General features: G+C 72.8%; 26 protein-coding genes and 1 riboswitch. Of the genes, 11 read left to right on the top strand and 15 right to left on the bottom strand.

The features are described from left to right. Positions 1-2: 2 nt before the first annotated feature. Positions 3-293, bottom strand: a complete 291-nt coding sequence (locus AC1DW8_RS04165; protein WP_478092109.1) for a DUF1905 domain-containing protein — start codon at positions 291-293, stop codon at positions 3-5. Positions 294-369: 76 nt separating this feature from the next. Here AC1DW8_RS04165 and AC1DW8_RS04170 point away from each other — a divergent pair, with 76 nt between their 5' ends. Together AC1DW8_RS04170 and AC1DW8_RS04175 are read left to right on the top strand one after the other, a co-directional pair. After that, positions 370-825 (top strand): DUF1801 domain-containing protein, encoded by a 456-nt coding sequence (locus tag AC1DW8_RS04170; RefSeq protein ID WP_478092111.1) that lies wholly within the window; start codon positions 370-372, stop codon positions 823-825. A gap of 60 nt (positions 826-885) precedes the next feature. After that, complete coding sequence (locus AC1DW8_RS04175; RefSeq protein WP_478092587.1) at positions 886-1890, top strand: DUF4037 domain-containing protein; 1005 nt, start codon at positions 886-888, stop codon at positions 1888-1890. A 63-nt stretch (positions 1891-1953) separates the two neighbouring features. Here the strand turns inward: AC1DW8_RS04175 and AC1DW8_RS04180 are convergent, their stop codons facing one another. Genes AC1DW8_RS04180 through AC1DW8_RS04195 form a run of 4 tightly spaced genes read right to left on the bottom strand, consistent with a single transcriptional unit; the run spans position 1954 to position 6115 of the window. Beyond that, positions 1954-3483 (bottom strand): precorrin-2 C(20)-methyltransferase, encoded by a 1530-nt coding sequence (locus AC1DW8_RS04180; protein WP_056825915.1) that lies wholly within the window; start codon positions 3481-3483, stop codon positions 1954-1956. Next, positions 3480-4148, bottom strand: coding sequence for a precorrin-8X methylmutase (locus tag AC1DW8_RS04185; RefSeq protein ID WP_478092113.1), 669 nt, complete (start codon positions 4146-4148; stop codon positions 3480-3482). Before AC1DW8_RS04185 ends, AC1DW8_RS04180 begins: the two co-directional genes overlap by 4 nt. Continuing rightward, positions 4139-5281, bottom strand: a complete 1143-nt coding sequence (locus AC1DW8_RS04190) for a precorrin-3B synthase (RefSeq protein ID WP_478092115.1) — start codon at positions 5279-5281, stop codon at positions 4139-4141. The genes AC1DW8_RS04185 and AC1DW8_RS04190 overlap by 10 nt, the downstream gene beginning before the upstream one ends. Positions 5282-5335: 54 nt before the next feature. Beyond that, positions 5336-6115 (bottom strand): GNAT family N-acetyltransferase, encoded by a 780-nt coding sequence (locus tag AC1DW8_RS04195; RefSeq protein ID WP_478092117.1) that lies wholly within the window; start codon positions 6113-6115, stop codon positions 5336-5338. A 36-nt stretch (positions 6116-6151) separates the two neighbouring features. Further along, positions 6152-6294, top strand: a riboswitch (cobalamin riboswitch). A 43-nt stretch (positions 6295-6337) separates the two neighbouring features. Here AC1DW8_RS04195 and cobN point away from each other — a divergent pair. After that, positions 6338-9991, top strand: a complete 3654-nt coding sequence (gene cobN / locus AC1DW8_RS04200) for a cobaltochelatase subunit CobN (protein WP_478092119.1) — start codon at positions 6338-6340, stop codon at positions 9989-9991. A 563-nt stretch (positions 9992-10554) separates the two neighbouring features. Here cobN and AC1DW8_RS04205 read toward each other — a convergent pair. From AC1DW8_RS04205 to AC1DW8_RS04220, 4 genes are all read right to left on the bottom strand, one after another. After that, entirely contained in the window at positions 10555-10695 is a 141-nt protein-coding gene (locus tag AC1DW8_RS04205) for a hypothetical protein (protein WP_156415514.1), read from the bottom strand. 49 nt (positions 10696-10744) lie between these two features. Further along, complete coding sequence (locus AC1DW8_RS04210; RefSeq protein WP_478092121.1) at positions 10745-11227, bottom strand: DUF2510 domain-containing protein; 483 nt, start codon at positions 11225-11227, stop codon at positions 10745-10747. An 88-nt stretch (positions 11228-11315) separates the two neighbouring features. Then, a complete protein-coding gene (locus AC1DW8_RS04215; RefSeq protein WP_056774842.1) occupies positions 11316-11687 on the bottom strand; it encodes a VOC family protein in 372 nt (123 codons plus the stop codon). Next, a complete protein-coding gene (locus AC1DW8_RS04220) occupies positions 11684-12277 on the bottom strand; it encodes a helix-turn-helix domain-containing protein (protein ID WP_056825925.1) in 594 nt (197 codons plus the stop codon). Before AC1DW8_RS04220 ends, AC1DW8_RS04215 begins: the two co-directional genes overlap by 4 nt. 61 nt (positions 12278-12338) lie before the next feature. Between AC1DW8_RS04220 and AC1DW8_RS04225 the strand changes: the two genes are divergently transcribed. Then, on the top strand, positions 12339-12914 hold the full coding sequence (locus AC1DW8_RS04225) for a dienelactone hydrolase family protein (protein WP_056774835.1): 576 nt from the start codon (positions 12339-12341) through the stop codon (positions 12912-12914). A gap of 4 nt (positions 12915-12918) precedes the next feature. On the opposite strand, the gene cobF is transcribed toward AC1DW8_RS04225, so the two are convergent. After that, positions 12919-14295: a precorrin-6A synthase (deacetylating) gene (gene cobF, locus AC1DW8_RS04230; protein ID WP_082622862.1), complete on the bottom strand. Its 1377-nt coding sequence runs from the start codon at positions 14293-14295 to the stop codon at positions 12919-12921. Then, positions 14292-15809 (bottom strand): cobyric acid synthase, encoded by a 1518-nt coding sequence (locus AC1DW8_RS04235; RefSeq protein WP_478092125.1) that lies wholly within the window; start codon positions 15807-15809, stop codon positions 14292-14294. Before AC1DW8_RS04235 ends, cobF begins: the two co-directional genes overlap by 4 nt. Before the next feature lie 56 nt (positions 15810-15865). Between AC1DW8_RS04235 and AC1DW8_RS04240 the strand changes: the two genes are divergently transcribed. Beyond that, entirely contained in the window at positions 15866-16372 is a 507-nt protein-coding gene (locus AC1DW8_RS04240; protein WP_056774830.1) for a nitroreductase family deazaflavin-dependent oxidoreductase, read from the top strand. 39 nt (positions 16373-16411) lie between these two features. Here AC1DW8_RS04240 and AC1DW8_RS04245 read toward each other — a convergent pair whose 3' ends face one another. Further along, positions 16412-17122 carry a PadR family transcriptional regulator gene (locus tag AC1DW8_RS04245; protein WP_056774827.1) on the bottom strand — a complete coding sequence of 237 codons (711 nt, stop codon included), beginning with the start codon at positions 17120-17122 and terminating at the stop codon, positions 16412-16414. A 395-nt stretch (positions 17123-17517) separates the two neighbouring features. Between AC1DW8_RS04245 and AC1DW8_RS04250 the strand changes: the two genes are divergently transcribed. Genes AC1DW8_RS04250 through AC1DW8_RS04265 form a run of 4 tightly spaced genes read left to right on the top strand, consistent with a single transcriptional unit; the run spans position 17518 to position 21088 of the window. Next, positions 17518-17952: an ATP-binding protein gene (locus AC1DW8_RS04250; protein WP_478092129.1), complete on the top strand. Its 435-nt coding sequence runs from the start codon at positions 17518-17520 to the stop codon at positions 17950-17952. Positions 17953-17971: 19 nt separating this feature from the next. Beyond that, positions 17972-19426 carry an LLM class flavin-dependent oxidoreductase gene (locus AC1DW8_RS04255; protein WP_478092131.1) on the top strand — a complete coding sequence of 485 codons (1455 nt, stop codon included), beginning with the start codon at positions 17972-17974 and terminating at the stop codon, positions 19424-19426. Between the two features lie 28 nt (positions 19427-19454). Continuing rightward, the gene (locus AC1DW8_RS04260) at positions 19455-20342 is read left to right on the top strand and encodes a DUF5926 family protein (RefSeq protein WP_056774819.1); all 888 of its coding nucleotides are present in this window, start codon (positions 19455-19457) and stop codon (positions 20340-20342) included. A 14-nt stretch (positions 20343-20356) separates the two neighbouring features. Then, positions 20357-21088 (top strand): glycosyltransferase family 2 protein, encoded by a 732-nt coding sequence (locus tag AC1DW8_RS04265; RefSeq protein WP_056825933.1) that lies wholly within the window; start codon positions 20357-20359, stop codon positions 21086-21088. 10 nt (positions 21089-21098) lie between these two features. On the opposite strand, the gene AC1DW8_RS04270 is transcribed toward AC1DW8_RS04265, so the two are convergent. Continuing rightward, positions 21099-21671 (bottom strand): orotate phosphoribosyltransferase, encoded by a 573-nt coding sequence (locus AC1DW8_RS04270; RefSeq protein WP_056774813.1) that lies wholly within the window; start codon positions 21669-21671, stop codon positions 21099-21101. A gap of 11 nt (positions 21672-21682) precedes the next feature. Next, positions 21683-23875: a hypothetical protein gene (locus tag AC1DW8_RS04275; protein WP_478092134.1), complete on the bottom strand. Its 2193-nt coding sequence runs from the start codon at positions 23873-23875 to the stop codon at positions 21683-21685. Positions 23876-23972: 97 nt separating this feature from the next. Between AC1DW8_RS04275 and AC1DW8_RS04280 the strand changes: the two genes are divergently transcribed. Then, positions 23973-24473 (top strand): DUF4446 family protein, encoded by a 501-nt coding sequence (locus AC1DW8_RS04280; protein ID WP_056774809.1) that lies wholly within the window; start codon positions 23973-23975, stop codon positions 24471-24473. Then, positions 24470-25417, top strand: coding sequence for a prephenate dehydratase (gene pheA, locus AC1DW8_RS04285; protein WP_478092137.1), 948 nt, complete (start codon positions 24470-24472; stop codon positions 25415-25417). Before AC1DW8_RS04280 ends, pheA begins: the two co-directional genes overlap by 4 nt. Before the next feature lie 34 nt (positions 25418-25451). Here the strand turns inward: pheA and AC1DW8_RS04290 are convergent, their stop codons facing one another. Next, positions 25452-26216, bottom strand: coding sequence for a peptidoglycan-binding domain-containing protein (locus AC1DW8_RS04290; RefSeq protein WP_478092139.1), 765 nt, complete (start codon positions 26214-26216; stop codon positions 25452-25454). Between the last annotated feature and the right edge of the window lie 227 nt (positions 26217-26443).

Genomic DNA, 26443 nt, shown 5'->3' on the forward strand with positions numbered 1-26443 from the left:
CATCAGGAGTCGGCGCGGACGTCCAGCCCCACCTCGACGGTGTCACCCTCCTCGACGTCCTCGGCGCGACGGACGGCGACCTTGAGGGGGACGACGTAGCCGCCGTCCTTGGGCCACAACGACGTCGTCCACCGGGTGCGCCCGATGCGTGCGGTGACCGGGATCATGCCCCAGCCGTAGCTGACGTGCGCGACGTCCTGGAGCGCCTGCGACTCGTCCTCGGGCACGCTGACGAAGTAGTAGGGCGACGGACCCCGCCACTCCCAGACCTCGGCGCTGAACTCCAGCTCCATGCCCACAGGATGGCACCGATGTCGCTCCGCTCGACGTGGTCTGCGACGGCCCGACGTGGCTAGCATCGTGACCGAGATGGACACTCCTCAGCAGGTCGACGCCTACCTCGCCGGTCAACCCGAGCCCAAGCAGACCGAGCTCCGAGAGCTGCACGCGCGGATGCTCGCGGAGTTTCCCGCGTGCCGGCTGTGGTTCATCGACGGCTCGGACGAGCACGGCAGGGTCGTGGCCAACCCCAACATCGGCTATGGCGTCCGCACCATCACCTATGCCGACGGGTCGTCACGCGAGTTCTACCGCATCGGCCTCAGCGCGAACACGACGGGCATCTCCGTGTACGTGCTCGGCCTGGCGGACAAGACCTACCTCGCGCGCACCTACGCAGACTCGATCGGCAAGGCCAGCGTCACGGGCTACTGCATCAAGTTCAGGCGCCTCTCGGCCGTCGACGCCGATGCGCTCCAGGCGGCGATCCGCGACGGCATGACCGGCGACCAGAGCTGCGGACCGTTGTCCACGGAGCACAGGTAGCGGCGTGGTCGACCAAGCCGTCGGGTCAACACTGGCCACGGAGGAGGTGGGGGCGTGTCGATGTTCGTTCCCGGGGCGGAGCTGAGCCGGCGGTTCTACGACGAGGTCGTGCAGCCCGTCTTGAGCGCCACCTTTCCCGGCGTGCCGCACTCTGCTGCGCTGCTCGGCCGTGGGTCGGAGGTGCTCGGCTTCGATGATGAGATGTCGACGGACCACGACTGGAAGCCGCGTGCTCTGATCTTCCTTGCCGAGGAGGACGAGCGGCGCCTCGGTGCCGAGGTGCGAGCGGCGCTGCAGCGCGACCTGCCGGCGACCTTCGCCGGTCGTCCGACCGGCCATGCGGTCCACACCGTGCGCGGCTATCTCCGGCAACAGCTGGAGCTGGACATCGACCACGACATCGAGCCGCGCGACTGGCTGACCCTGCCGGAGCACGGGTTACGTGCGTTCACCTCGGGCGTCGTCTTCCACGACGAGGTGGACCTGCAGACGGCCCGCGACCGTCTGGCCCACTACCCCCATGACGTCTGGCTCTACCTGCTGATCGCCGGGTGGTGGCGCGTCCACCCGGAGATGAACCTGGTGGGCAGAGCGGGAGCTGCGGACGACGAGCTGGGCTCCTCGCTGATCGGGTCGCGCCTCGTCGGCGACCTGATGCGGCTCGCGTTCCTGATGGAACGGCAGTACGCGCCGTACTCGAAATGGTTCGGGACGGCCTTCTCACGTCTGGAGTGTGGCTCGGAGCTGGCTCCGGTCCTGTGGAACGTAGGCCGCGCGGCAACGTGGCCGGACCGCGAAGCGGCTCTCATGACGGCGTACGAGCGTCTGACCGCGATGCACAACGCGCTCGGTCTGACGGCTCCGGTCACGACGGAGGTCGTGCAGTTGTGGGACCGACCCTTCAAGGTCGCGTGGGCGGGCATCCCGGACCTGCTCCTGCCTCTGATCCAGGACCCAGCGGTCGTGAGCATTGCGCAGAGATGGCCGGTCGGACCCGTGGACCAGTTCCGCGAGCTGATCTGGGCACCGCAGAATCGACACCTGCTCCTGCGACTCTTCGACTAGGGGGAGCCCACGGAGTGTTCGCACGCGTCTCCGGGCCGTGGTCAGAGCGGTCGCCCGCGAGCGTCAGTGGACGTAGCGGGGCGTCCACACCTGGCCGACGCCGGTGACGCGGGTGCCGGACGCGCAGACGATGACGAGGCACTTCATGTCGATCGTCGCCGGGTCGAGGTCGGCGAGGGTCGTCACCGTGAGGGACTCCTCGGCTCGGCCGACGTCGCGACCCACGACGACGACGGTGGCTGGGTCGCGTTCCTCGAGGAAGACCTCGCGGGCGCGGGCCACCTGCTCGGTCCGGCTGCGTGAGGCGGGGTTGTAGAGAGCGACGACGAGGTCGGCCGACGCGGCGGCCCGCAGGCGCCTCTCGATGACGTGCCACGGCTTGAGCCGGTCGGAGAGCGACATGATGGCGAAGTCGCCGCCCAGCGGTGCGCCGGCGCGAGCCGCCACGGCCTGGGCCGCAGTGACTCCGGGCAGCACTCGCACCGGCACGTCGGTGTAGCCGTGCATCTCGGCCGCCTCGAAGACCGCCGATGCCATGCCGAAGACTCCGGCGTCGCCACCGGAGACGACCGCGACCCGCTCGCCCTTGCGGGCCAGCTCGAGGGCGTCCCGGGCGCGGTCCACCTCGACCGTGTTGCCGGAGGCGTGACGGGTGAGGCCCTCGCGCTGCGGGACCCGGTTGACGTAGGGCGCGTAGCCGACGACGTGACCGACGTCGGCGAGCGCGGCCGACGCCTCCGGGGTGAGCCAGCGGTCGGGTCCGGGGCCGAGGCCGATGACGACGACCTCGCCCTGGACGTCGTCCTCCGGACCTTGTTGCGGGACAGCCGGATCGCTCGTGCCTGAGGATGCCGCACGCCCGGCCGCGTCAGCCCGCAGGTCGCGACCGGGAACGACGACCATCGACATGTACGGCACGGTCGAGGCGTCGACCTCGGCGACGGGGAGCACCCGCTCGGCATCCGAGCTGGCCCGCTCGACGTAGCGCGCCTCGTCGAGCCGTCCGGCCTGTCGCAGGGCCTCGCGGACGTTCTCGAAGGTGCGGCCGAGCTTCATCACGACGGCAGCCTCGGTGTCGGCGAGCCGGCGCGCGAGCTCCGGCACCGGCAGCGTCCCGGGCAGGATCGTCAGCACGTCCTCGTGTCGGCAGAGGCCGGTGGCGACGGCGGCCGCCGACCCGCTGACCGACGTGACACCCGGGACGACCGCGGTGTCGTAGCGGTCGGCGAGACGGTCGTGGAGGTACATGTAGGTGCCGTAGAAGAGCGGGTCCCCCTCGGCGAGGACGACGACGTTGCGGCCCGAGTCCAGATGTGCGGCAAGGCGATCGGCCGACTCGTCGTAGAAGTCGGCCATGAGGCCGTGGTAGCCGAGCGGGTGGTCCGTCGCGCCGGTGGTGACGGGGTAGACGAGCAGCTCCTCGACGACTCCGTCACGGAAGTACGAGGCGGCGATGCGTCGGGCGATCGAGTCGCCCCGCGGCCCGCTGTGGAAGGCGACGACGTCGGCCTCACCGATGAGCCGCGCGGCCTTGACCGTGACGAGCTCGGGGTCACCCGGCCCGACGCCGACGCCGCGCAGCCAGCCGGTCACAGCTCCTCCTCGCGGGCCAGGGCGTTGACGGCAGAGGCCGCGAGGGCTGAGCCACCGCGCCGACCGTGCACCACGAGCCACGGGATGTCGAAGGGGTTGTCGGCCAGGGCGAGCTTCGACTCCGCGGAGCCGATGAAGCCGACGGGGATGCCGATGATGGCGGCCGGGCGCGGGCCCCCGTCGGCGATCGTCTCGAGGAGGTGGAAGAGCGCCGTGGGCGCGTTGCCGATCGCGACCACGGCGCCGTCGACCCGGTCGCCCCAGAGCGAGACGGCCGCCGCGGATCGCGTCGTGCCCCAGGCCCGTGCGAGAGCCGGAACCCGCTCGTCGCGCAGCGTGCAGACGACCTCGTTGTCGCGGGGGAGCCGGGCCCGGGTGATGCCGGAGGCGATCATGTGCGCATCGGTGAGGATGGGCGCACCGGACCGCAACGCGGTCCGCGCGGCCGCGACGAGCCGGGGGTGCACGGCGATGTGCTCGGTGAGGTCGGCGTCGCCGCTGGCGTGCACCATGCGGACGGCCACGACTCGGGCGTCCTCGGGAAGGTGGTCGAGCCGGGCCTCCGTCCGGATCGTCGCGAACGACCGGCGATAGATCTCCGCCCCGTCCGTGACGTAGTCGTAGCGGCGCGTCGGCGCCTGCCGTGTCTCGGTGGTCACGTCCATGAGGACTCCTGCTCGGCGATGGTGGACAAGGCTTGCTCGGCGGACCGTGGGGCCACCACGTCGACGTATGCCGTCGCGGGCGTTCCGCACCGACGCTCGCACCCGCTGACGTGCACGGGGAGGTGGCCGCCCGGCAGGACCGGGGCGAGGTCGCGGGCCAGGGCTCGGGTGTCGAGAGCGGACCGGGCGCAGCCCGGGAGGCCGGTGCAGGCGTGCAGCCGGGTCCAGGGTGAGCCGGCGTGGGTCACCAGGCCCGCTGCCTCGAGCTCGGGCAGTGCTGCGGCGGCCTTCTCGATGACGAGCGAGCGCCACGGAGTCACGAGCACGCGGTCCGTGACCCCGGCGAGCGCGGCAACGTGGTCGGGTCGGAGCAGGCCGAGCGGCACCGCCACGACGGCGTGGTCGCCGACGGCGCCGAGCGGGCGCTCCGGCTGACGTGGCAGGTCGAGCTCGGCCGTCGGCTCGGGTCCGAGCGGCACCGCGAGCTCGCTGACGTGCCAGACGGATTCGTCGCCGCTGGCCGCTTGCACGAACTGACGGGCGAGGGCGACCAGCCGCGGAACTGCGGCCGCCAGCGGCACCTCCCAGCCGCGGTCGATGCCGCCAGCCAGCACGACGCAGCGACCGGGACCGGTCGCGAACAGGCCGAGGTCGAAGGACTCGCCCACGACGTCGCCACGCCCGTCGTCGAGGACGAGGAGGAAGCGGCCGCCGAGGCGGGAGAGGTCGGGATCGGTGCGGAGCGCGGCGTCGAGGGCGCGGGTCACGGGACGCAGGTCGCAGTGCCCTGCGCCGTCGAGACCGGAGAGCGGCGAGGCGACGATGTTGCGGACGAGCTCGTGGGTCGCCGAGGGGACGAGTCCCGTCGCCCGGATCGCGTCGCGGATCCGCGGCGTCAGCGGGTCGGGGAGCCCCCGCAGCTGCAGGGCGCCCCGAGACGTCAGTTGGATCGCCGGATCCCGCTGTCCGGCAATGACATCCATGAGATCGGACAGGACCTCGATGCGCACCGGCTGGCCGGCAGGACGGAGCCGCACGATCGAGCCGTCGACCGCGACGAAGGGTCGGCTGACACCGGGACAGGCATCGCCTGCCCGGCGCTCTCGGCTCGACGGGGCGGTCACGCGGCACATGCTAGGCCCGAGCCCGGCGAGGTCAAGACGGCCGTCTCGGGCACCGGCCCGGTGTCAGGGGCTCGGCACCCACATGTACTGGGGGGTCTGGCACACCTCGACGAAACCGAGTCGCTCGTACGTGGGCCGACCCATCTCGGACGCCATGAGGACCGCTTCGGTGCATCCGCGGCGTTGCGCGAGGTTCATCAGGGTGGCTGTGACGGCATACCCCAGGCCTTGTCGCCTGGCCGGCTCGACGGTGGCGATGTTGTAGACCCCTGCCGTCCGCCCGGTGACGAAGACCGACCCGGTGCTCACGGCCTCCCCACCGACCCGTGCGACGACGTGGAAGAGCACGTCGGGGCCGAAGTCGGCCAGTGCCAGTCGCAGCGGTTCGACGACGAAGTCGGGGAAGCCGAAACCGGAGGCCATCACGGCCACGAGCTCCTCGGTCACCGGGCTGAGCGAGATGTCGACACCCGCCCGCAGGCGTGCGTCGACCGGTCCGGCGAGCCGGACGTGCATGCCGGGCTCGGGGCGCGGGTCGATGCCCCGGTCGCGCAGCACGGCGTCCATCTCGGGCGTCATCGTCGACGGGGTCGCCCACCACAGGAAGGGCAGCCCTCGGGCCACGTAACCGTCGACGAGCTCGGCGGTGCGCCGCGCCTCCGAACCCGCAGCGAACCGTGCTCCGCAGATCGCGTTGAAGAGCGGGAACGCGAGATCGCGGGTGAACGCGACGACATCGTCGTCGGGGAGGGCCTCGACGTGCTCGGTGCCGGCCAGGAGCCGGAACTGGGCGATGAGGTTCTCCTCCACTGCGGTGACTCGTGGATCGCCGTGAGCGCTCACGGTCGCACCGTAGCCGGGGCGCGATGCGGTCCGCAGGGAAATGCGCGTCGCCCACGGGCTATGGTGGGGCCAGCGTCGTCGATCCAGGAACCCGGTGAGAATCCGGGACGGTCCCGCCACTGTGAGTCGCCACCCGTGAGGGAGGCGGTGAGTCAGGAACTGCCGGCAGCGCTTCTCTTTCCTTTCGACCGCGGGGCGTGGACACCCCGCCGAGGAGTTCCAGTGACGCGCATCGCGCTGCTCTCGACGTCTGACACCGACCTGCTGTGTGCCCGCGGGAGCGGTGCCGACTACCTGGTCGCCAACCCCTCCCGTCCCGGTCACACGTCCATGGCCGAGGCCATCGAGGCTGCCGACATCGTCGTGGCCCGCATCCTCGGCGGTCCCCCGGACCTCTGCGCGGGCTTCCGCCGGATCCGGAGCACGGGCACGCCGATGGTCGTGCTCGGCGGCGAGCAGACCCCGCACGCCGCCCTCATGGAGCTCTCGACGGTCGCGCCCGGCGTCGTCGCCGAGGCGCACCGCTACCTCGCCGAGGGCGGTGCCGCCAACCTCCGGGAGCTGCACGCCTTCCTCGGCGACACGCTCCTCATGACGGGGGAGGGTTTCGAGCCGCCCGTGGCCCTGCCGACATGGGGCGTGCTCGACCGCCCGGAGCCCGGGCCTGCGGTCGACGGCCACCCCCGTCCTCGAGTCGGGATCCTCTTCTACCGGGCCCAGTTCGCCGCCGAGAACACCGCCTACGTCCACGCCCTCGCCGACGCCGTCGACGCGGCCGGCGGTGTCGGCGTGCCGGTCCACGTCTCGTCGTTGCGCGACGCCCCCGCCGACCTGCTCGAGCACCTCACGGCATACGACGTCCTCGTGACGACGGTGCTCGCAGCGGGCGGCACCAAGCCGGGCACGGCGAGCGCCGGCGAGGACGACGAGGCGTGGGACGTGCAGGCGCTGGCCGCCCTCGACGTCCCGATCATCCAGGGCCTCTGCCTGACGTGGAGCCGCGACCAGTGGGACGCGAGCGACGACGGGATGAGCCCGCTCGACGTCGCGACGCAGGTCGCCGTGCCCGAGTTCGACGGCCGCATCATCGGAGGGGTCTTCTCCTTCAAGGAGACCGACGCCGACGGCCTGCCGCACTACGTGCCCGACCCCGAGCGCTGCGCGCGTCTCGCCACGCTCGCCGTCAACCACGCCCGCCTGCGCCACACCCCGCCGGCCGAGCGCAGGATCGCGATCGTCCTGTCGGCCTACCCGTCCAAGCACTCGCGCATCGGCAACGCCGTCGGTCTCGACACGCCGGTCTCGATCATCCGGCTGCTGCGGGCGATGCGCGACGCCGGCTACGACCTCGGCGAGCCGGGCGAGATCCCCGGCACCGGGCCGCTCGAGCCGGTCGACGGCGAGTCGCCCGACACGACCGCGGGCAACGCGCTCATCCACGCCCTCATCGAGGCTGGTGGCCAGGACGAGGACTGGCTGACGCAGGAGCAGCTGAGCGGCCAGCCGGTGCGCATCCCGGCTGCCCGCTACCGCGAGCACTTCGACGCCCTCCGGGCGGGGCTGCGCGACGCCGTCACGAAGCACTGGGGCGACGCGCCCGGCGAGGTCTTTGTCGACCGCCACGCGGACCCCGAGGGCGAGCTCGTCGCGGCGAGCATCCGAGCCGGCAACGTCGTCGTCCTCGTCCAGCCGCCGCGCGGCTTCGGCGAGAACCCCATCGCGATCTACCACGACCCCGACCTGCCGCCGACGCACCACTACCTCGCCGTCTACGACTGGCTCGCAAGGGAGTTCGGCGCTCACGCCGTCGTCCACATGGGCAAGCACGGCAACCTCGAGTGGCTGCCCGGCAAGAACCTCGCGCTCTCCGCGGCGTGCGGGCCCGACGCGACGATCGGGTCGATCCCGCTCGTCTACCCCTTCCTCGTCAACGACCCCGGAGAGGGCAGCCAGGCCAAGCGCCGCGCCCACGCGACGATCGTCGACCACCTCGTGCCCCCGATGGCCCGCGCCGAGTCCTACGGCGACATCGCCCGACTCGAGCAGCTGCTCGACGAGTACGGCAACGTCTCCGTCATGGACCCGGCCAAGGCGCCGGCCCTGCGCGCCGAGATCTGGACGCTCATCCAGTCCGCTCAGATGCACCACGACCTGGGCCTGACGGACCGACCCGACGACGATGCCTTCGACGAGTTCGTCATGCACGTCGACGGCTGGCTCTGCGAGGTCAAGGACGTCCAGATCAGGGACGGACTCCATGTTCTTGGCGAGGCCCCCACGGGGGAGGGCCTCGCCAACCTCGTGCTCGCGATCCTGCGGGCCAACCAGGTCTTCGCCGGTGCCGTGGGCGCCGTGCCGGGACTTCGGACGGCGCTCGGGGTGAGTGAGGGGCACTCCGAGCGCTCGTCCGTCGACGACGCCGAGGAGCAGGCGAGCGCACTCGTCGCCGCTCTCGCCGAGGCCGACTGGGACGAAGCCGCGGTGCCAGGCATCGTGCGCGATCGGCTGGGCGCCGACCAGCAAGTCGACACCGATGGCGTATGCCGTTCGCTGGCCTTCGCGTGCCGCGAGGTCGTCCCGCGCTTGCGGGCGACGACGGGCGAGATCGACGCGGTGCTCCATGCGCTCGACGGCGGCTACGTCCCGGCCGGGCCGTCGGGGTCGCCTCTGCGCGGCCTCGTCAACGTGCTGCCGACCGGCCGCAACTTCTACTCCGTCGACCCGAAGGCGATCCCGAGCCGACTCGCCTGGGAGACCGGACAGCGCCTCGCCGACGACCTGCTCGCCCGGCACCGAGCCGACACCGGCGAGTGGCCACGGTCGGTCGGGCTCTCGGTGTGGGGCACGTCGGCGATGCGCACGTCGGGCGACGACATCGCCGAGGTGCTGGCGCTCCTCGGCGTGCGCCCCCGCTGGGACGAGATGTCGCGCCGGGTCGTCGGGCTCGACGCCGTCCCGCTCGCCGAGCTCGGCCGGCCGCGCATCGACGTCACGGTCCGCATCTCCGGCTTCTTCCGCGACGCCTTCCCGCACGTCATCGCCATGCTCGACGACGCCGTGCAGCTCGTGGCCGACCTCGCCGAGTCCCCCGACGACAACTACCTCCGGGCCCACGTCGCCGGCGACCTCGCCGAGCACGGTGATGCCCGCCGCGCCACGACCCGGATCTTCGGCAGCAAGCCCGGCTCCTACGGCGCCGGCATCCTCCCGCTCATCGAGTCGGGCAACTGGCGCTCGGACGCCGACCTCGCGGAGGTCTACGCGACGTGGGGCGGCTTCGCGTACGGGCGTGAGCTGGACGGCATACCTGCTCGGGCCGACATGGAGCGCACCTACGCGCGGATGGACGTCGCCGCGAAGAACATCGACACGCGCGAGCACGACATCGCCGACAGCGACGACTACTTCCAGTACCACGGCGGCATGGTCGCGACGGTCCGCGCGCTCACCGGTCGCGAGCCCAAGGCGTACGTCGGCGACTCCACGACGCCGGACGCGGTGCGCACGCGCAGCCTCACGGAGGAGACGGCGCGCGTCTTCCGGGCACGCGTCGTCAACCCGCGCTGGATCGCGGCGATGCGGCGGCACGGCTACAAGGGCGCCTTCGAGCTCGCGGCGACCGTCGACTACCTCTACGGCTTCGACGCGACGGCCGGTGTCGTGACGGACTGGATGTACGAGCAGCTCGCCCAGACCTACGTGCTCGACAAGGAGAACCGCGACTTCCTCCAGCACGCCAACCCGTGGGCGCTGCACGGCATGATCGAGCGGCTCCACGAGGCCGTCGACCGCGGCCTCTGGGAGGAGCCGGACCCCCAGCTGATGGCGGACCTCCAGCAGGTCTACCTCGACGTCGAGGGCAACCTCGAGGACTGAGCCGCGCGCTCGTCTCGTTGCGGGGACGCGGCGGCGCCCCGGGTCCTACCGTGGGGCATGGTCGGTCGATCGGGAGGTCGGGCGGTGCGTGGCCTCGCGGCAGCCGCAACCGTCGTCATGATGGCCGGGCTGGCCGGCTGTGGGGACGACGACAGTGGCGGTGGCGGCGGGGACGCCGCGACCGACCAGGCCTGCGAGTTGACCATGAGTGCCCTCGCCTCGGGGCTGCAGGAGTACTCGCGCACCCGCGCCGTCGGCGAGTTCCTCTCCGTCATCGCCAAACCCGCCTCGGTCCCGTGCCGCAACGCGATCGCCAACCTCGCTTCCGGTCGCTCGGCGACGTTCGACCTGCTGCGCCCCAACGGGTCGGTCGAACCGCTCGACGTGTCGCCCCAGAGGTGTTCGAGCCGGTCATCGGTAGGCCGGGTGGCGCGGACGTCAGGGCGTCGCGGTGTGCGGCGACGTTCGGGACGACCTGGCTCTACGACTCCTGCGTCCTCGGGCGGATCGACCCGCTCTGACGCACTGCCCTCGGGTCGTGGTTCGCCCCGGCCCGTCAGGTCTCAGAACTGCAGGCCGCGCATGTCGTGCTCGACGACGTCGACGTCGCCGCACCGCTTGCAGGTCAGGATCGTGCGGCCCCTCAGCTTCATGCGCGTGTAGCGGTGGCCGAGGATGAGGCACTTGAGATTTCGTCGCGCCATCCCCCGAGTCTCCTCCGATCCCTTCGCCCCGGGACCGGATCGACCGGAACTAGCTGAGGATCCCGTGGCGCGCGTTCCAGCGCCTCGCGCCCGCGGCCGCGTCGACCATGCCCCACACCCAGAAGCCGAAGACGCCGACGATCCCGATGAGGACGATGACGAGCACACAGCTGATGAGGTAGCCGATGAGGATCCCGACGCCCTTGGCCACGTCGCCGTTGATCATGCTGCCGAGGCCCGGCAGGAAGAACGACGCGAGCACGGAGAGCGCCGGGCTCTTCGGTGCCACCTGGGCGTAGTAGACCGGGGTGCCGACCATCCCGGGAGGGCCGGGGGAGGGCGTCGGAGGCGGCCAGCCGGCCTGTCCCCAGGGCGCGTCCGCCACACGGTGCGGCAGCCCGTGGGCGTCCGTCGCGGCCACCGGTGGGGCCATCGGGGGCCGGGTGTGCGCTGTCCACGCGCGCCCGTCCCAGTAGCGCTCGCCCTCACCGGCCGGGTACCAGCCGGGAGGAGCCGAAGGTCCTTCGTTCATGATCGAGCTCCTCCTCCGCCTCGTCGGCCTCGTCAATGTCCTGACCTCCAGAGCGTATGTCGGGACGCGGCCACGTCTGGACGTTTTGTCAGGGAGCGAAGGGCGTCAGGCAGAAGGGATGGCCGGCAGGGTCGAGCAGCACGCGCCAGCGGGCGTCGGGCTGCGGGTCCACGAGGCGCGCGCCCAGTCCGCGGGCGCGCTCGGTCTGGGCGTGGAGGTCGTCGGCGTCGACCGTGACGTCGAGGTGCACGATCGAGTGGTCTGGCCACGTCGGCTCGCGATGGTCCTCGACCCCCTGCGCCACGAGGACCAGGCCGCCCACGTCGACAGCCGACGCGTGGTCGTGCGACCAGAGCACCGTGCCGTCGAAGAGCTCCGCGTAGAAGGTCGCGAGCGCGGCATGGTCGGCGCAGTCGAGCGAGACGGCGCTGACGCGAAGAGGGGCTGGGTCGGCGGTCATGGTGCCTCCTCGTCGGCAGGCTCGGCCTCGGGCAGGACGGGCTGGTCGGTGGGGTAGAGGCCGACGGCGAGCCCGTAGACGGTGTCGCCGGAGCGCGGCAGTGCGGTGAACTCGCGCACGAGCCCCTCGACGCGGCGCCAGAACTCCGACGCGCTCTCCCTCGGGATCCGGACGTGCCGGAGCGTCGAGTAGAGCGTGTCGTCCTCGTGGGCCGGGACCGACTCGGCCGCGGCGACCGAGAGCCCGTTGACGCACACGGGGACCGTCGGGTCGCCGGGGTGGCGGGACACGCCGATGGTGATGGTGCGGCCGGTGCGACCGTAGAAGCGCTCGTCGATGGCGCGCACCCGTCGGGTCCGGACGACCCGCAGCATGCCGGCGTCGACGAGCACGCCGACGTGGTGCGCGACGGTGCTCCTGGGCCGGCCGACGGCGGCGGCCAGCTCGGCCACGGTGGCCGCCCGCTCGAGCACGAGGTCGAGGAGGGACGAGCGGAGCGGATCGGCGATGGCGCGCAGCTGGGCAGGCGTCGTCAGCTCCACCGCGTCGGGGAGCTCGTAGTCGGGAAGCTGCGGGCTATTGATCGACATTGTTGGATCAGTCTAGATTGTTGGATCAACAGCAGGGAAAACATCGAGCACAGGAGCAAGCATGGCCGACGTCCTCCTCCTCCACCACGCCCAGGGCCAGACACCGGGCTTCCTCGCCTTCGCCGACGCCCTCCGCGCCGCGGGCCACACGGTCCACACGCCCGACCTCTATGGCGGCGAGAGCTTCGCGACCCTCGACGAAGGGATGGCCAAGGCCCGCTCGATCGGCTTCGGCACCCTTCAGGAGCAGGGGGTCGCTGCGGCCGACGGTCTCCCCGACGACCTCGTCTGTGCCGGCTTCTCGCTCGGCGTCATGGCGGCGCAGCGGCTCGCCCAGACCCGGCCGGGCGCGCGCGGCGCCGTCCTGCTCGACTCGGCCATCCCGCTCGGCGAGTTCGCCCCCGACTGGCCCGCAGGCGTCCCCGTGCAGATCCACGGCGGCGAGGCCGACGAGTTCTTCATGGACGAGGGTGACGTCGACGCGGCCCGCGCCGTCGTCGCCGCCGCCGAGGACGGGGAGCTCTTCACGTATGCCGGGTGCGGGCACCTCTTCGCCGACGCGAGCACGACGGCCTACGACCCCGAGGCCGCCGCGCTCGTGCAGCAGCGCGTCCTCGACTTCCTCGCCCGGGTCTGAAGGTTCAGGCCGGGGCCTCTGGCCTCAAGGCCTCGCGGGTCAGGGAGTAGTAGATCTCGTCGGAGCGGGTGCCGTCCGGGTTGGGCAGACGGCCGCTGAGCCGGCCCTCGGCCCGGAAGCCGGCCTTGGCGGCCACCCGGCCCGAGGCCTCGTTGCCCACCTTGTGGCCGAGCTCGAGCCGGGCGAGCCCTGTCTCCTCGAGCGCCCACCGCGACACGAGTCGCAGGGCCCGGGTCGTGAACCCGCGCCCCCGGAAGGCCGGGAGCACGCCGTAGCCGATGAGCCCGGTGCCGGGCGGTCCCATCCGCAGGACGCCGATGACGCCCGCACCCTCACCGGAGGCGGCGTCGACGACGACGAATCGCGCCGCCCGCCCGCGGCGCCACTCGAGCGTGGCCGAGGCCGCCCGGCGGCGCGCCTCGTCGTCGGTCAGCGGCTGGCCCGCGAAGTCCCAGCGCAGCGACTCCTCGTTGTTGTGCTCGTCCCGCACCGTCTCCCAGTCGGCAGCGGTCATCGGCCGCAGCGTGACGACTCCGTCGGTCAGCGGCTCCGTCTGCGGGAAGGGGCTCGGGCGGGGGCCGGTGGGCGCGTCCGCCGGCGGCCGGAGCAGGTAGGTGTCCATGACCCAGCCGTGGCGCTCGCGGGCCTCGGCGCGCAGGCGCCGCACCTCGCCGACGACGTCGGCGAGACGTCCGTGCACGAGCAGCTCGTCGGGCGTGCCGAGGTAGGCACCCCACCAGAGCTCGAGGTCGGGGAAGGCGCCGGCGAGCTCGCCGCACGCGAGGTGCCCGTCGAGCATGACGACGACATCACCGAGCGAGGGGTCGTACTCGTCGAGCAGCCGTCGGCCGGTCGTGATGTGGATCGGCGCGCCGATCCGGTTGAGCGGGATGCGGTGCCGCGCGGCGAGCAGCTGCGGCGCGCTGATCCCGGCGATGACGTCGTGCTCGACGGTGAACCCCGTTGCGGCGTAGCGCTCGACGAGCGCGTCGACGACCCGGATCGTGGAGTCGTAGAAGGCCGGGTCGCCCCACACGAGGAAGCCGACCGTCGTCTCGCCGTCGTCGAGCCCGTCGATGACGTCGGCGTACGCGTCCACGCGGGCCGCGTGCCAGTCGCGCACCCCGCGGTCGTATGCCGTCGCGTCGCGTTCGGCGTCCGGCCCCCGTCGCGGGTCGGTGACCTCCACGACGCGGTAGGCGTGCTCGGCGGGGATGAGCGCGTCGCACACGGCCTGCCGGGCGGCGACGAGGTCGGACTTCGCGTCGCCCTTGTCGGCGACGAGGTAGACGTCGACGGTGGCCAGGGCGCGGGCCGCCTCGCCGGTCACGTGCCCCGGGTCGCCCATGCCGATCCCGATGACACGGATGTGCTCGATCATGGCGTGGCTCCCATCCGGGTGAAGGAGAGGAGGGCGTCGATGTCGACGTGCTCCTCGAGGGCGTCGCCGAGGGTGTCGAGCATCCGCTCGCGCCGCACCGCGAAGCCCGGGGCGTCGGCGTGGGGCTGCCACTCCGATCCTGCCGCGCGGGCGACCTGCGTGAGCCAGGCTTGACGGAAGTCGTCGCTCTCGAAGGCGCCGTGCCACATCGTGCCCCACACCCGGCCGACGGTCCAGCCGTCGAGGAAGCCCTGCGCTGCAGGCGATTCCACGGTCGCAGGGTGACCGTCGGGCAGCCGTCGCGCGATGCCGTGGTGGATCTCGTAGGCGGTGTCCACGGCGTGCTGGCCCCACGACCCCTCGGGCCGCGCGAGCACCTTCGACTCGCCGAACTCGACCCGCACGGGCAGGTGCCCGAGTCCGGGCACGACTCCGACGCGGCCCTCGACGTCGTCCTCGATCTCGTGCCCGAGCATCTGGTAGCCGCCGCACACGCCGAGAACCGGACGTCCGGCCGCGACGCGGCGGTCGACGACCTCGGCGAGTCCCCGTTCGCGCAGCCACTCGAGATCGCTTGCCGTCGAACGGGATCCGGGCAGGACGAGCAGGTCCGCGGCCTCGGCGACGGCCGGGTCGATCGTCACGAGGACGTCGACGCCGGGCTCGGCGGCGAGGGCGTCGACGTCGGTGGCGTTCGAGATGCGGGGGAGCCGGAGGACCGCCACCTTGAGCCGGTCGCGAGACGTCGCGGACAGCGCGGTCGAGGCCCGCCAGTGACCGACCTCGAGGGTGTCCTCGCTGTCGAGCCACACGTCGAGCAGCCACGGGATGACGCCGTGGAACGGCACGCCGGTGCGGTCCGTGATGGCGTCCAGTCCCGGCTCGAGCACCGACACGTCGCCGCGGAACTTGTTGATGACGAAGGACTTGAGCAGCGCCCGGTCGTCCTCGTCGAGGAGCGCCCACGTGCCGTAGAGCGAGGCGAGGATGCCGCCCCGGTCGATGTCACCGACGACGACGACCGGCAGGCCGAACTCGCGGGCCAGTCCCATGTTGACGTAGTCGCCCGAGCGGAGGTTGATCTCGGCGGGGGAGCCGGCGCCCTCGCACACGACGAGCTCGTACGCGTCGGCGAGCTCGCGGTAGGCCGCGAACGCGGCGTCGGCCAGGTGGGCGCGCCCGGCGGCATACTGCCCCGCCTCGAGCGTCCCGGCCGGTTCGCCCCGCACGACGATGAACGACCGGCGGTCGGTGCCCGGCTTGAGCAGCACGGGGTTCATCGCCGTGGTCGGCTCGACGCGGGCGGCGACGGCCTGGAGCCACTGCGCCCGGCCGATCTCGCCGCCGTCGAGGCAGACCATCGAGTTGTTCGACATGTTCTGCGCCTTGAACGGGGCGACCCGCACGCCACGGCGCACGAGGGCCCGGCACAGTCCCGCGACGATGACGGACTTGCCGGCGTCGGACGACGTGCCGGCGACGAGGAGGCCGGAGGGGGCGGCGGGCGTGGGCACCCGACCATCCTGCCGGACGACCCCGCAACGCCACCCGACGGTCCTACGCTGCACCCATGCAGCTGCGCCCGGTCGACGACGCCAACCCGGTCCAACGCGCCCTGCGGTCCGCCGTCGCCTCCCGGCCGGGTGCGTGGGTCTCGAAGCGCGTGCTCCACCGGCTCGACCTGCTGGCCCACCGGCTCGCGCCCGGCCGGACGTTGCCGAGCCAGTGGCTCGCCGCCGTCCCCGTCGGGATGCTGACGACGACGGGTGCACGGTCCGGGCAGCCCCGCACCGTGCCGCTCATGCTCGCGCCGCTCGAGGACGGGTGGGGCGTCATCGCCTCCCGCTACGGCTCGGCGAGGCCGCCGGCGTGGTACTTCAACCTCCGTGCGCACCCGCAGGCCTCGCTCGAGGTCGACGGCGTCGTGCACCGGGTCAGGGCCGAGCAGGTCCAGGGGCCCGACAAGGAGCGCGTGCGCGAGGCGGCGCTCGAGTACTACCGCGGCTACACGGCCTACGAGGAACGTGCCGGTGGGCGCGACCTCGGCTTCTTCGTGCTGCACCCCGAGCGCGACTGAGCGCGCTCGGGGTGCAGGTGGGACCGGTGGTTGTCAGGCCTACTCCGGGTCGCCGTCGGCGAGCAGGCGGTAGAGCTTGCGTCGGGTCTCCGTGAGGATCTCCGCCGCCTCCGCGCGCTGTTGGGAGGTGCCGGTCGTGACGACCTGCCACATCCCGCCCATGACCTGGCCGACGAGCGGCATGAGGTCGTTGGCACCGCCGGAGGGGCGGGGCGCGTCCTCCTCGGTCGACTCCTCGAAGGGCCGCCAGGTGGCGGCCATCTCCTCGGCGTTCTCCTCGACGTAGGCGCGACCCGCGTCGGTGAGGCGCAGCAGTCGCCGGCCCTCGACGTCGCGGCCCTCGACGAGGCCTTCGTCCTCGAGCTGCTGGACGGTCGGGTAGACCGAGCCGGGGCTCGGCTTCCACGCACCGTTCGTGCGCTCGGAGATCTGCTGGATGAGCTGGTAGCCGTTCATCTCGTCGCCCGCGAGGACGTCGAGGATGGCGGCGCGGACGTCGCCGCGTCGGGCGCGGGGTCCGCGGCGTCCGCCGAACTCGGGGCCGAAGCCGGGTCCGCCGAAGTGGCGGACGAGGTCGGCGACCCACGGGGGCGGGCCGGGGCGGCCACGGCCGCCGGGGCCGGGACCTCCGGGACCGCCCCAGGGGCCACGGCCGGGTCCGAAGCCGGGGCCGTTGCCCTGGCCTCCCCAGCCGCCGCCCCAGTTGCCGTCCCAGCCGGACTCGCGTCGGTGGTGGTGGTGTCCGTGCATGGTGGTTCTCCTTCTACGAACGCGGCTCACGAACAGTCGCGATAGGTCGACGATATATCGCGACTGTTCGTGATGCAAGCAGCTGTCCAAGACGTCCGCGGGTGGGTAAGGGCGGGGCGGGTGCGAGGGCCCCGCAGTGCGAGCCCGCGGCTTCCGCCGTATCCAGCCCTCTACGACATTCGCTAGATGTCTGGATACGGACGAATCGGCAGGTCAGCGGCACGGGAAAAACTCGCACTTCATTGAGGTACGGCGCAGGTTTCGTTAGCGTTCAACGACGGGGGCATGCGAATCGCCCGTGAGGAGGACTTGACGTGGCGAGCACACAGGGGAGCGGCTCGGCGTCCCACACCGATGTGGACGCCCGACGAGCCAACGCGATCGCGAGGAGATCCATGAGCAACGTCCCGGCCGTTCCGCTGGGCGAGAAGCGCACCGTCCGCATCCAGTGGGCGCCGTCCGCGGCTCCTCGGATCCGCAAGGAGCTCGTCGAGGACCTCCTGGCCCGTGAGGTCTCGCCGCAGGTCATCGACGAGGCCAAGATCGTCGTCAGCGAGCTCGTCGCCAACGCCATCCGCCACGCAAAACCCCTCTCCGACGGTGCGATCCGCATCCACTGGAAGGTCAAGAACAACGTCGTCGAGGTCGAGGTCTCCGACGGCGGCGGTCCGACCGCACCACGCCCCGCGCCCCCGACGATGTGGGCCCCGGGCGGCCGCGGTCTGCGCATCGTCCGCTCCCTCGCCCACGAGTGGGGCGTCATCGAGGAGCCCCACGGCCGCACCGTCTGGGCCTCGCTCGGCGGTCCCTCGCGCCGCCGCTCGCACTGAGCCTCTGGCAACCCGCGTCGTGTCCCTTCCCGACCCGGCGCTCGTCGTCCTCGTCGGCGCCTCCGGCTCGGGCAAGTCGACGTGGGCGGCCTCGCGCTACCGCGACGCCGAGGTCGTCTCGTCCGACGCGCTGCGCGCCGTCGTCGGCAGTGGTGAGCACGACCTCGACGCCTCGGCCGATGCCTTCGCGCTGCTCGAGCAGGTCGTCGCCGCCCGCCTCGGTCGCCGACTCACGACCGTCGTCGACACGCTCGGCACCGACGCCATCCGGCGCCGCGCGTGGCGGGACGCCGCTCGGGCCGTGGGACTCCCGGCCGTCGCGGTCGTCCTCGACACCCCTGCGGGCGTATGCCGTGCGCGCAACGCTGCCCGCGACCGCCCGGTCCCGGCCCGCGCCCTCACGAGCCAGCTCGCGTCGGTCGCGGCCACGGTCGACGTGCTCGATGCCGAGGGCTGGCAGGTCGTGCGGGTCGCCGTGGACCAGTCGTCCACCGACGGGCCCGCGCTCGAGCCTGCCCGTCCTCCAGCATCGGCCGGGGCACCGTCGGGCCTGCGCGGCGTCGTGCTCCAGCTCTCGCGCTTCCCGGCCGAGGGTGACCTGCTCGTCTGGCTTCGCGACATGGCCGCAGCGGCCGAGGAGGCCGGGCTCGCCGGCCTCGCCCTCATGGACCACCTCATCCAGATCCCTCAGGTCGGCCGCGCGTGGGACCCGATCCCGGAGCCGTGGGTGACCCTCGGCGCCCTCGCCGCCTTTACGACCCGACTCCAGCTCGGCACCCTGGTCACGCCCGTCACCTTCAGGGCCCCGGGCATCACGGCCAAGGCCGTGGCGACACTGTCGGCGCTGACGGGTGGGAGGGCGTTCGTCGGTGTCGGCGCGGGCTGGTGGGAGCGCGAGCACGCGGCATACGGCCTCGGGTTCCCTTCTGCGCGAACACGACTCGACGCGCTGGAACTGGGCATCGAGACGATGAAGGCCCTCTGGGCACCCGGCACCAAACCGTATGCCGGACAGCGGGTCTCGCTGCCCGAGACGACGTCGTACCCCAGGCCGGTCGGCGAGATCCCGGTCATCGTGGGCGGCGGCGGCGACCGGACGCTGCGCATCGCGGCCCGGCTCGGCGACGGCTGCAACGTGCCCTCCGACGAGGTCGGTCTCGCCAAGGTGGTGCGCTACCTCGCGCTCGTGGGGCAGGCTGGTCGGGACCCGGCATCGGTCCACGCGACGGTGCTCGACCTGCCGCTCGTCGGCCGGGACCGCGACGACGTCTGGGCCCGTGTCGAGCGACACCGGGGTCGCACGGCCGCCGCGACCTTCGCTGCGCGACACCACGCCGGCACGGCGGCGGAGCACGCGCCCCGCCTCGCGGGCCTCGCCGACCTCGGGGTCACCACCGCGTTCGTCGCTCCGGTCGGGCTCGACGGGCCCGACGACGTGCTGGCCCTCGCCCCGCTCGCGACCGCGTTCGGCTGACCCCGCCCCGGCCACTAGGGTGGCGCGCATGGGTAAGGCATCACGTCGACCGCGCAGCGAGCGCGCAGACCGTTCCGCACGTCCGCTTCCGGCCCCGTTCGTGGCGCGCCCCTTCGAGGGCCTTCCCAACGAGACCGACTGGGTCGCGATGCGCGAGATCGTCCCGGCCGCGACCGCCACGGTGCGCTTCGCGAAGGGTCAGGCGCCCGAGGACGCGCCCGACGAGGTGACGATCGCGACCGTGCTCCCCCTCGCCTGGCCGGGCCTGCACCGCGAGAACGGCGAGGTGCTCGTCGGCATCCAGTCCGGCAACGCGAGCGGCGACACGAGCCGCGACATCGCCCAGGCGATCGCGCTCGCGTCCGTCGCCGAGGCCGGCTCGCCCGTGACGACGCTGCCGGTCTCGATGGCCGACACCCCGCGCCTGCAGGACATCCTCGACACCGAGGCGGCCTTCGAGATGGAGCTGCACGAGGGCTTCGACTTCTGGGTTGCCGACGCCGATCTCGACGCCGACGGCAAGGAGTCGCTCGACCGCGCCAACGAGTCGGCCATCCCGACGGTCAAGCTCGACGCCGCGCCGTCCGCCTTCTGGTGCCGCATCGGCGAGCGCACCTACGTGCGTTGGGTGCTGCCGTTCGACGAGGACACCGCGACCGGCGCCCTGGCCCGCCTCCACGCCGCCGGCGAGAGCCACCTCGGCGAGGACGGCCGCCTGCTCGGCTGCTTCCGCTCGAGCGGGCTGCTCATCCCGGTGTGGGAGGTCGACCCCGGTTCAGCCGCCGCCGACTTCGAGGACGCCGTCGCGGCCATGAAGACGAAGATCGACGCCGCGGCCGCCTCGACCGAGCCGCTCAATGCGGCCGAGCGCGGCGCGAAGGCCGGGCTGACCAACCGCCAGGTCACCCTGCGCTGAGGAGACGCGCGACGATGACGACCCCACCGCTGTCCGTCGCCGTCGTCATCCCGGCCAAGGACGAGTCGGCCCGGATCGCCGAGACCATCCGGGGCGTGCGCACGATTCCCGGCGTGTCCGCGGTGGTCGTCGTCGACGACGGGTCGACCGACGGCACCGCCGTGATCGCCGCCCGCGAGGGGGCCGAGGTCGTGCGCCACGTGCGCAACCACGGCAAGGCCGACGCGATGATGAGCGGCCTCGGCCGCGTGTCCGGGCTGCGCCGAGTCGGGCGCCTCGACGCCGGCACGTCGGTCCTCTTCGTCGACGCCGACCTCGAGGCGTCGGCCCAGGCCGTCGGTGCCCTCGTCGGACCCGTCGCCCGCGGCGAGGCCGACCTCACGATCGCCACCCTGCCCGAGCAGAAGGGCAGCGCCGGCGGACACGGCCTCGTCGTCGGCCTGGCCCGGCGCGGCATCGAGGAGCTCACCGGCTGGTCCCCGAAGCAGCCGCTGTCGGGCATGCGCTGCCTCTCGCCGGCGGCGATCGCCGCGGCCACGCCCTTCGCCCGCGGGTGGGGCGTCGAGGTGGGCATGACCGTCGACGTGCTCGACGCCGGCCTGACCATCCTCGAGGTGCCGTGCGACCTCCAGCACCGGGTCACCGGCACCGACTGGCGCGCGCAGGTGCACCGGGCCGGTCAGTACCGCGACGTCGCGCTCGCCCTCGGCGTCCGCCGGCTGCGTCGCCGCCTCGGCCCCGGCTGACCCGGCCCGTTCAGGGGCGCGCGGTCGCTCGCGCGGCGTCGAGGTCGGCGCGGGTCAGCACGGACCGGGTCTCGAGCCCCAGCTCGTGGAGGCGGTTGGCCCCCGGCTCGCTGCGGTCGATGGTGCACACGACGACCTCGACGGTGGCGCCCTGCCCACGGAGCGCGACCGTCGCGTCCCGGGCGGCGCCGCCCGTCGTGACGATGTCCTCGACGAGGGTGATCCGTCGACCGTCCACGTCGGCGCCCTCGGCGAGCCGGCGCGTGCCGTACGCCTTGGGTGCCTTGCGGACGAAGAGCGCCGGCAGGCCGGTGAGGCTGCTCATCATCGTCGCGATCGGCACGCCGCCGAGCTCGAGACCGCCCAGCAGGTCGGTGTCGGCCGGCACGAGGGGCACCATGGCCGCGGCCACCCGACGCAGCAGCAGCGGGTCGGACTCGAAGAGGTACTTGTCGAAGTACTCCGACACGACGGCGCCGGACCGGACGACGAACTCGCCCTCGAGGCGGCAGACCCGGTCGATGTCACGGGCCAGCGCGGCCAGCTCGGCCGGCTCGGCGTGCACGTCGGGCTGCTCGCCCATGGGGTCGCTCCTCAGATGTGGTGGCGGTCGCGGCGCCGGCGCACGGGGGCGTTGCGCGCCTCGATGGACAGGAAGTGCATGACCGCCGACACGACGAGCGGCACGGTGAAGATCGCCGCGACGGGTGGGATCGCCGCGCCCGAGTCGTTGGTGAGGAAGCCGATGACGGCCATGACGATGACCGAGAGCAGGCCGCGTCGCATGAGCGGGGCCTCCTCGAGCAGGCGGCGGAGCGGCTCGGTCCCGAGGATGCCGGGGCGCAGCACGATCATGACGACGACCACCATGAGGGCGACGACGACGAGGAGCAGCACCGGCAGGTGCACGGCGAGGGAGACGTTGGCCCACAGCTTGCGCGACATGACGTCCCAGGCACCGCCGTCGATGACGGTCTGGAGGAAGCGCCCCGGGTGCGAGCGCTCGGACTCAGGCCGGCGCCAGTCGAGGTAGCAGACGAGCCCGACGACGAGGCCCGCGACGAGCAGGACGATCGACACGTTGCGCACCGACGTGCGCCAGCCCATGACGCCCATGAGGAGGAAGCCGAGGGCCGGCACGAGCGCGATCGGCCCACCGAAGTCGGCACCCCAGGCGGGGAGCACGTCGACGGCCAGCGCCACGCCCCCGATGACGACGACCGCGAAGACGGCGAGCCGCGGGGAGTCCCGCCTGACGAGCGCGTGCGCGATGGCGGCGCACAGCAGCAGGACGGCGGCGGCATACAACGCGAAGGCGACGTTGCCCATGCCGTAGAAGCGGCCTCCGACGAGCGGCTGGAGTCCGAAGATCGACGAGATCTGCAGGTGTGAGCCCGTCAGCAGGTCGATGCCGATGACGCCCGCCGTGATGGCCGACATCGCAGCCAGCGGGCCGAGGGCCGAGCTGCTCCACGGGCCCTGGAGGCACGCGAGGGTCAGCACGGAGCTGATCGCGAGGACGAGGACGAGGAGCACCGCCACGAGCACGACGGTGTTCGTCGACCAGCGCCACCACGGGACGAGGTTGGCCAGGAAGGTCGCGGCGGGCATCGCGGCCGAGACGAGCCCGACGAGGCGCACGAGGCGCAGGACGCGCGCCCGCGTGAAGCGGCGGTTCCACGGTCGGGCCCGGCGCATCACGAGCCACAGCACGAGCATCGCCAGGGCCGTGCCCACGAGCCAGATGAGCAGGAACGGCGCGACGACGTCGTGCATCGCGTCGGCCTTGGTGTCGATGTCGGTGAGCACCGTCAGCTTGGCCGCGGCCGTCGACTCGCTGTTGTTGGCCGACGGCACGACGCTGAGCGCCCGGCCGCCGATGGCGGCCTGCGGCTCCACGCCGCCGCGCTGGAGGATCGTGGCCGTGATGTCCGAGAGCTGCGCGATCCCGACCATGCGCGTCGAGGCCGATGCGAGCAGGCCCGGGGCGTAGTGCGGTCCGCTCGCCGTCAGCAGCCGCAGACGCTCCTGCTGGTCACGGTCGGCCAGCCCGGCGACGACGAGGTCGGCGCCGTTGGGCATGGCGTCCATGACGAGCTCGATCCGGCGCTCGATGCCGTTGATCTGCTCGAGGTGCCGCGTCGGGTTGGGGTCGGTCGAGCTGATGCCGCCGACGTCGACGATGCTGACCGGGCACTGCGCCAGGTCGGACACGAGGGTCGTCGCCTGGAAGGGGGAGTACTTCGCGACCTTGCCGTCCCCCGTTGCGGCGGCGAGGCCGGCGCCCGGGCCGACGGCCTGGATGCACGTCTTGGCCGCCGCGAAGCTGTCGCCGAGCAGGCCGAGCCGTGCCCGGAACTCCGCCTCGCGCGACGCCGCCGCGAGCGCGTCGAAGCCGATGACGCGGTAGCCGGTCGTCGCGTCACCCGCGACGGGCGGCAGTGGCGTGCACTGCGGGCGGGACTCGGTCGTGTCCGGGCCGGCCGCCTCACCGGCCGAGACCGTGGCCCAGCCGTCGGTCGGGCACGTCGTCAGCCGCAGGCTCTTGACCGACACCGACGCGGCCGAGCCGTCACGGAGCAGGCCCCAGAGGATGGGCGTGTCCTCGGCCGAGACGTCGTCCCACGAGAGGCCTCCGAGCCCCACGACGACGAGCGACTCGCCCGGTTTCGGCTGCGAGGTGGGCGGCACGGGGACGGTGGTGCGCTTGACGTACGCGAGCGTGAGCGCAGCCACCATCACCAGGAGCAGGACGACGAGCGTCTTGACGGGGTGGCGGCGGATCACGGGGGACAGACTACAAACCGAGCCTGTCCGTGGAGGGCGAGGTCACGGGCTGGAATCGGAAGGCCACGGGCGACCGGCGCGGCTACCCTTTCCGATCGTGGACGCCTCGACGCTGACGACCCTGGCCATCGCCGCCGTCGTCGTCGCGCTGCTCGCCCTCGCGCTCGCCGTCCGGGCCCAGCTGCAGCTCTCCCGGGTCCGGCGCGACTTCGCCGCCCTGGACGACGGCGGCCAGACCGACATCGCGCGCGTGGCCGCCACCCAGAACCACCGCATCGACCGGCTCACAGCCGAGCTGACCCGCCTGCGCGAGCACGTGGCGAGCGCCGAGGACGACGTGCGCCAGAGCCTGCGCAACGTCGCCGTCGTGCGCTACGACGCCTTCGGTGACATGGGCGGGCGACTGTCCTTCTCGGCCGCCATCGTGGACGACCTCGGGGACGGCATCGTGATCAGCTCGATCCACGCCCGCGGCGAGTCCCGCACGTATGCCAAGGGCATCGTCGGCGGGAAGTCGAGCATCACCCTGACCCCCGAGGAGCAGCAGGCGCTCGCCTCGGCGACCCGCCTGCCCGACCGGACGAAGGACGCGTCGTGACGCCGCCCCGCACGCCAGACCAGCTGCACCGCTTCGGCTACCTCGGGCCGCGTGGCACCTTCACCCAGATGGCGCTCGACGCCTGGGACGCCGCCGAGGGCCGCGACCACCTGCCGTTCGGCTCGGTCGACGCGGCGCTCTCGGCGCTCCGGACCGGTGACATCGACGCCGCCATGGTCCCGATCGAGAACTCCGTCGAGGGAGGCGTGTCCGCGACCCTCGACTCGCTGGCGACGGGGGAGCCGCTCGTCGTCATCGGCGAGGTGCTCGTCCCGATCACGTTCGTCCTCTGCGCCCGGCCGGGTGTGCCGCTCGACACGGTCCGCACGGTCGGCACCCACTCGCACGCCTGGGCCCAGGTGCGCGGCTGGATGGGGCAGCACCTTCCCGAGGCGGAGTACGTCCCGACCCTGTCGACGGCCGCGAGCGCCGCCGCGCTCGGGCAGCCGGGCGACGTCATGTTCGACGCCAGCGTCTGCGCGCCCGCCGCGGCCCGCAACGAGGGGCTCGAGATCCTCGCCGAGGACATCGGCGACAACACGTCGGCCGTCACGCGCTTCGTCCTCGTCGCGCGACCCGGCACGCTGCCCGAGCCGACCGGCGCCGACAAGACGACGGTCGTGCTCTTCCAGCGCGACGACCACGCGGGTGGCCTGCTCGAGCTGCTCGAGCAGTTCGCCGTCCGCGGCGTCAACATGACCCGCCTCGAGTCACGGCCCACGGGCGTGGCCATGGGCTCGTACTGCTTCTCCATCGACTTCGAGGGCCACGTCCTCGACGCGCGCGTCGGCGAGACCCTCATGGGCCTGCGGCGGGTGTGTGCCGAGGTGCGGTTCCTCGGGTCCTACCCGCGGGCCGACGGGGGTCGCCCCGACGCACGGCCCGGCACGTCCGACGACGACTTCGATCGCGCGAGGACCTGGCTCGACGACCTGCGCGCCTGACCGGCCCTCCTCGGGCGGTCCGGCCGCCTCGGCCTCAGCCGATCGTCGCACCCATCTTGAGCAGGAAGAGCGTCTCGTCGCCGACGACGCCGTCGTCCCCGATGCGGTTGGCCTGCTGGAAGCGCTTGACGACCTTCTTCGTCTCGGAGCCGAAGTCCCCGTCGACGGTGATCGTGCCGCCCGCGGCCCGCAGCGCCCGCTGGAGCGTCACGACGTCGGCGCCTTTCGAGCCGACCTTGAGCGTGCCGTCACCGAGGGAGCGCGAGATGAGCAGCACCCACATGCCGGCGTCGATGCGGCCCGGCTTGGGCGCCGGCCCCTCGAAGGTCGACTCGACCTTCGTCACGGCCGCGCGGGTCTGGGCGCCGTAGACGCCGTCGACCGCGACCGGGCCGTAGTCGGCGTCGTTGAGGAAGCACTGGAGCGACCGCACCGCCGGTGCCGTCGCGCCCGGCTCGAGCACGGGGTATGCCGGCAGCGTGCGCTCGCACGCCCCCGCGACGCTCCCCGGGTCGGTCGGCGTCGGAGCCGGTGTCGTCGGCGTCGCGCTGGGCGTGGCCGACGGGCGCGGGGTGGGCTTCGTCGGGGTGAGCGGGTCGGCCGTCACCGTCGGGATCGGCTCGGTGGGGCCGGGCTGGACGGTGCCCGTCGCCGTGGCCGTGACCGTGGGCGACTCGACGGCTGACGTCGTCTGCGGTGTCGTGCCGCTGCACGCCGCCAACGTCAGGCCGAGCACGACCACCGCTGCAGCAGAGGCGATCCCGCCCCGTCGATCGTGACTGTTCCGAACGCCTGCCATGCCCTGCACCCTGACTCCCCTGAGCTCACGTCGCGCGGTCCCGACGTCCGCGCACGTTCGAGAAGTATGCGCCGCCGGGAGTGAGCGCGCGAGCGCGACGCGCGGCGACGGCATACGCGGGCCCTGCCCGTCCGAGGTACGCCCTGCGCGCGAGGGCAGGGGAGGGGGCGCCGGTGCTGCCAGGCCCGGCGCCCCACGGACGGGACCGCCCCCTGGAAGTCCCGAAC

The sequence above is a fragment of the Terrabacter sp. P2_E3 genome (assembly GCF_056403915.1).

Coding starts and splice junctions, on each gene's coding strand:
- AC1DW8_RS04165 (WP_478092109.1), bottom strand. CDS start 293: ATGGAGCTGGAGTTCAGCGCCGAGGTCTGGGAGTGGCGGGGTCCGTCG.
- AC1DW8_RS04170 (WP_478092111.1), top strand. CDS start 370: ATGGACACTCCTCAGCAGGTCGACGCCTACCTCGCCGGTCAACCCGAG.
- AC1DW8_RS04175 (WP_478092587.1), top strand. CDS start 886: ATGTTCGTTCCCGGGGCGGAGCTGAGCCGGCGGTTCTACGACGAGGTC.
- AC1DW8_RS04185 (WP_478092113.1), bottom strand. CDS start 4,148: ATGGACGTGACCACCGAGACACGGCAGGCGCCGACGCGCCGCTACGAC.
- AC1DW8_RS04190 (WP_478092115.1), bottom strand. CDS start 5,281: ATGTGCCGCGTGACCGCCCCGTCGAGCCGAGAGCGCCGGGCAGGCGAT.
- AC1DW8_RS04205 (WP_156415514.1), bottom strand. CDS start 10,695: ATGGCGCGACGAAATCTCAAGTGCCTCATCCTCGGCCACCGCTACACG.
- AC1DW8_RS04210 (WP_478092121.1), bottom strand. CDS start 11,227: ATGAACGAAGGACCTTCGGCTCCTCCCGGCTGGTACCCGGCCGGTGAG.
- AC1DW8_RS04215 (WP_056774842.1), bottom strand. CDS start 11,687: ATGACCGCCGACCCAGCCCCTCTTCGCGTCAGCGCCGTCTCGCTCGAC.
- AC1DW8_RS04220 (WP_056825925.1), bottom strand. CDS start 12,277: ATGTCGATCAATAGCCCGCAGCTTCCCGACTACGAGCTCCCCGACGCG.
- AC1DW8_RS04225 (WP_056774835.1), top strand. CDS start 12,339: ATGGCCGACGTCCTCCTCCTCCACCACGCCCAGGGCCAGACACCGGGC.
- cobF (WP_082622862.1), bottom strand. CDS start 14,295: ATGATCGAGCACATCCGTGTCATCGGGATCGGCATGGGCGACCCGGGG.
- AC1DW8_RS04240 (WP_056774830.1), top strand. CDS start 15,866: ATGCAGCTGCGCCCGGTCGACGACGCCAACCCGGTCCAACGCGCCCTG.
- AC1DW8_RS04245 (WP_056774827.1), bottom strand. CDS start 17,122: ATGCACGGACACCACCACCACCGACGCGAGTCCGGCTGGGACGGCAAC.
- AC1DW8_RS04250 (WP_478092129.1), top strand. CDS start 17,518: ATGAGCAACGTCCCGGCCGTTCCGCTGGGCGAGAAGCGCACCGTCCGC.
- AC1DW8_RS04260 (WP_056774819.1), top strand. CDS start 19,455: ATGGGTAAGGCATCACGTCGACCGCGCAGCGAGCGCGCAGACCGTTCC.
- AC1DW8_RS04265 (WP_056825933.1), top strand. CDS start 20,357: ATGACGACCCCACCGCTGTCCGTCGCCGTCGTCATCCCGGCCAAGGAC.
- AC1DW8_RS04270 (WP_056774813.1), bottom strand. CDS start 21,671: ATGGGCGAGCAGCCCGACGTGCACGCCGAGCCGGCCGAGCTGGCCGCG.
- AC1DW8_RS04290 (WP_478092139.1), bottom strand. CDS start 26,216: ATGGCAGGCGTTCGGAACAGTCACGATCGACGGGGCGGGATCGCCTCT.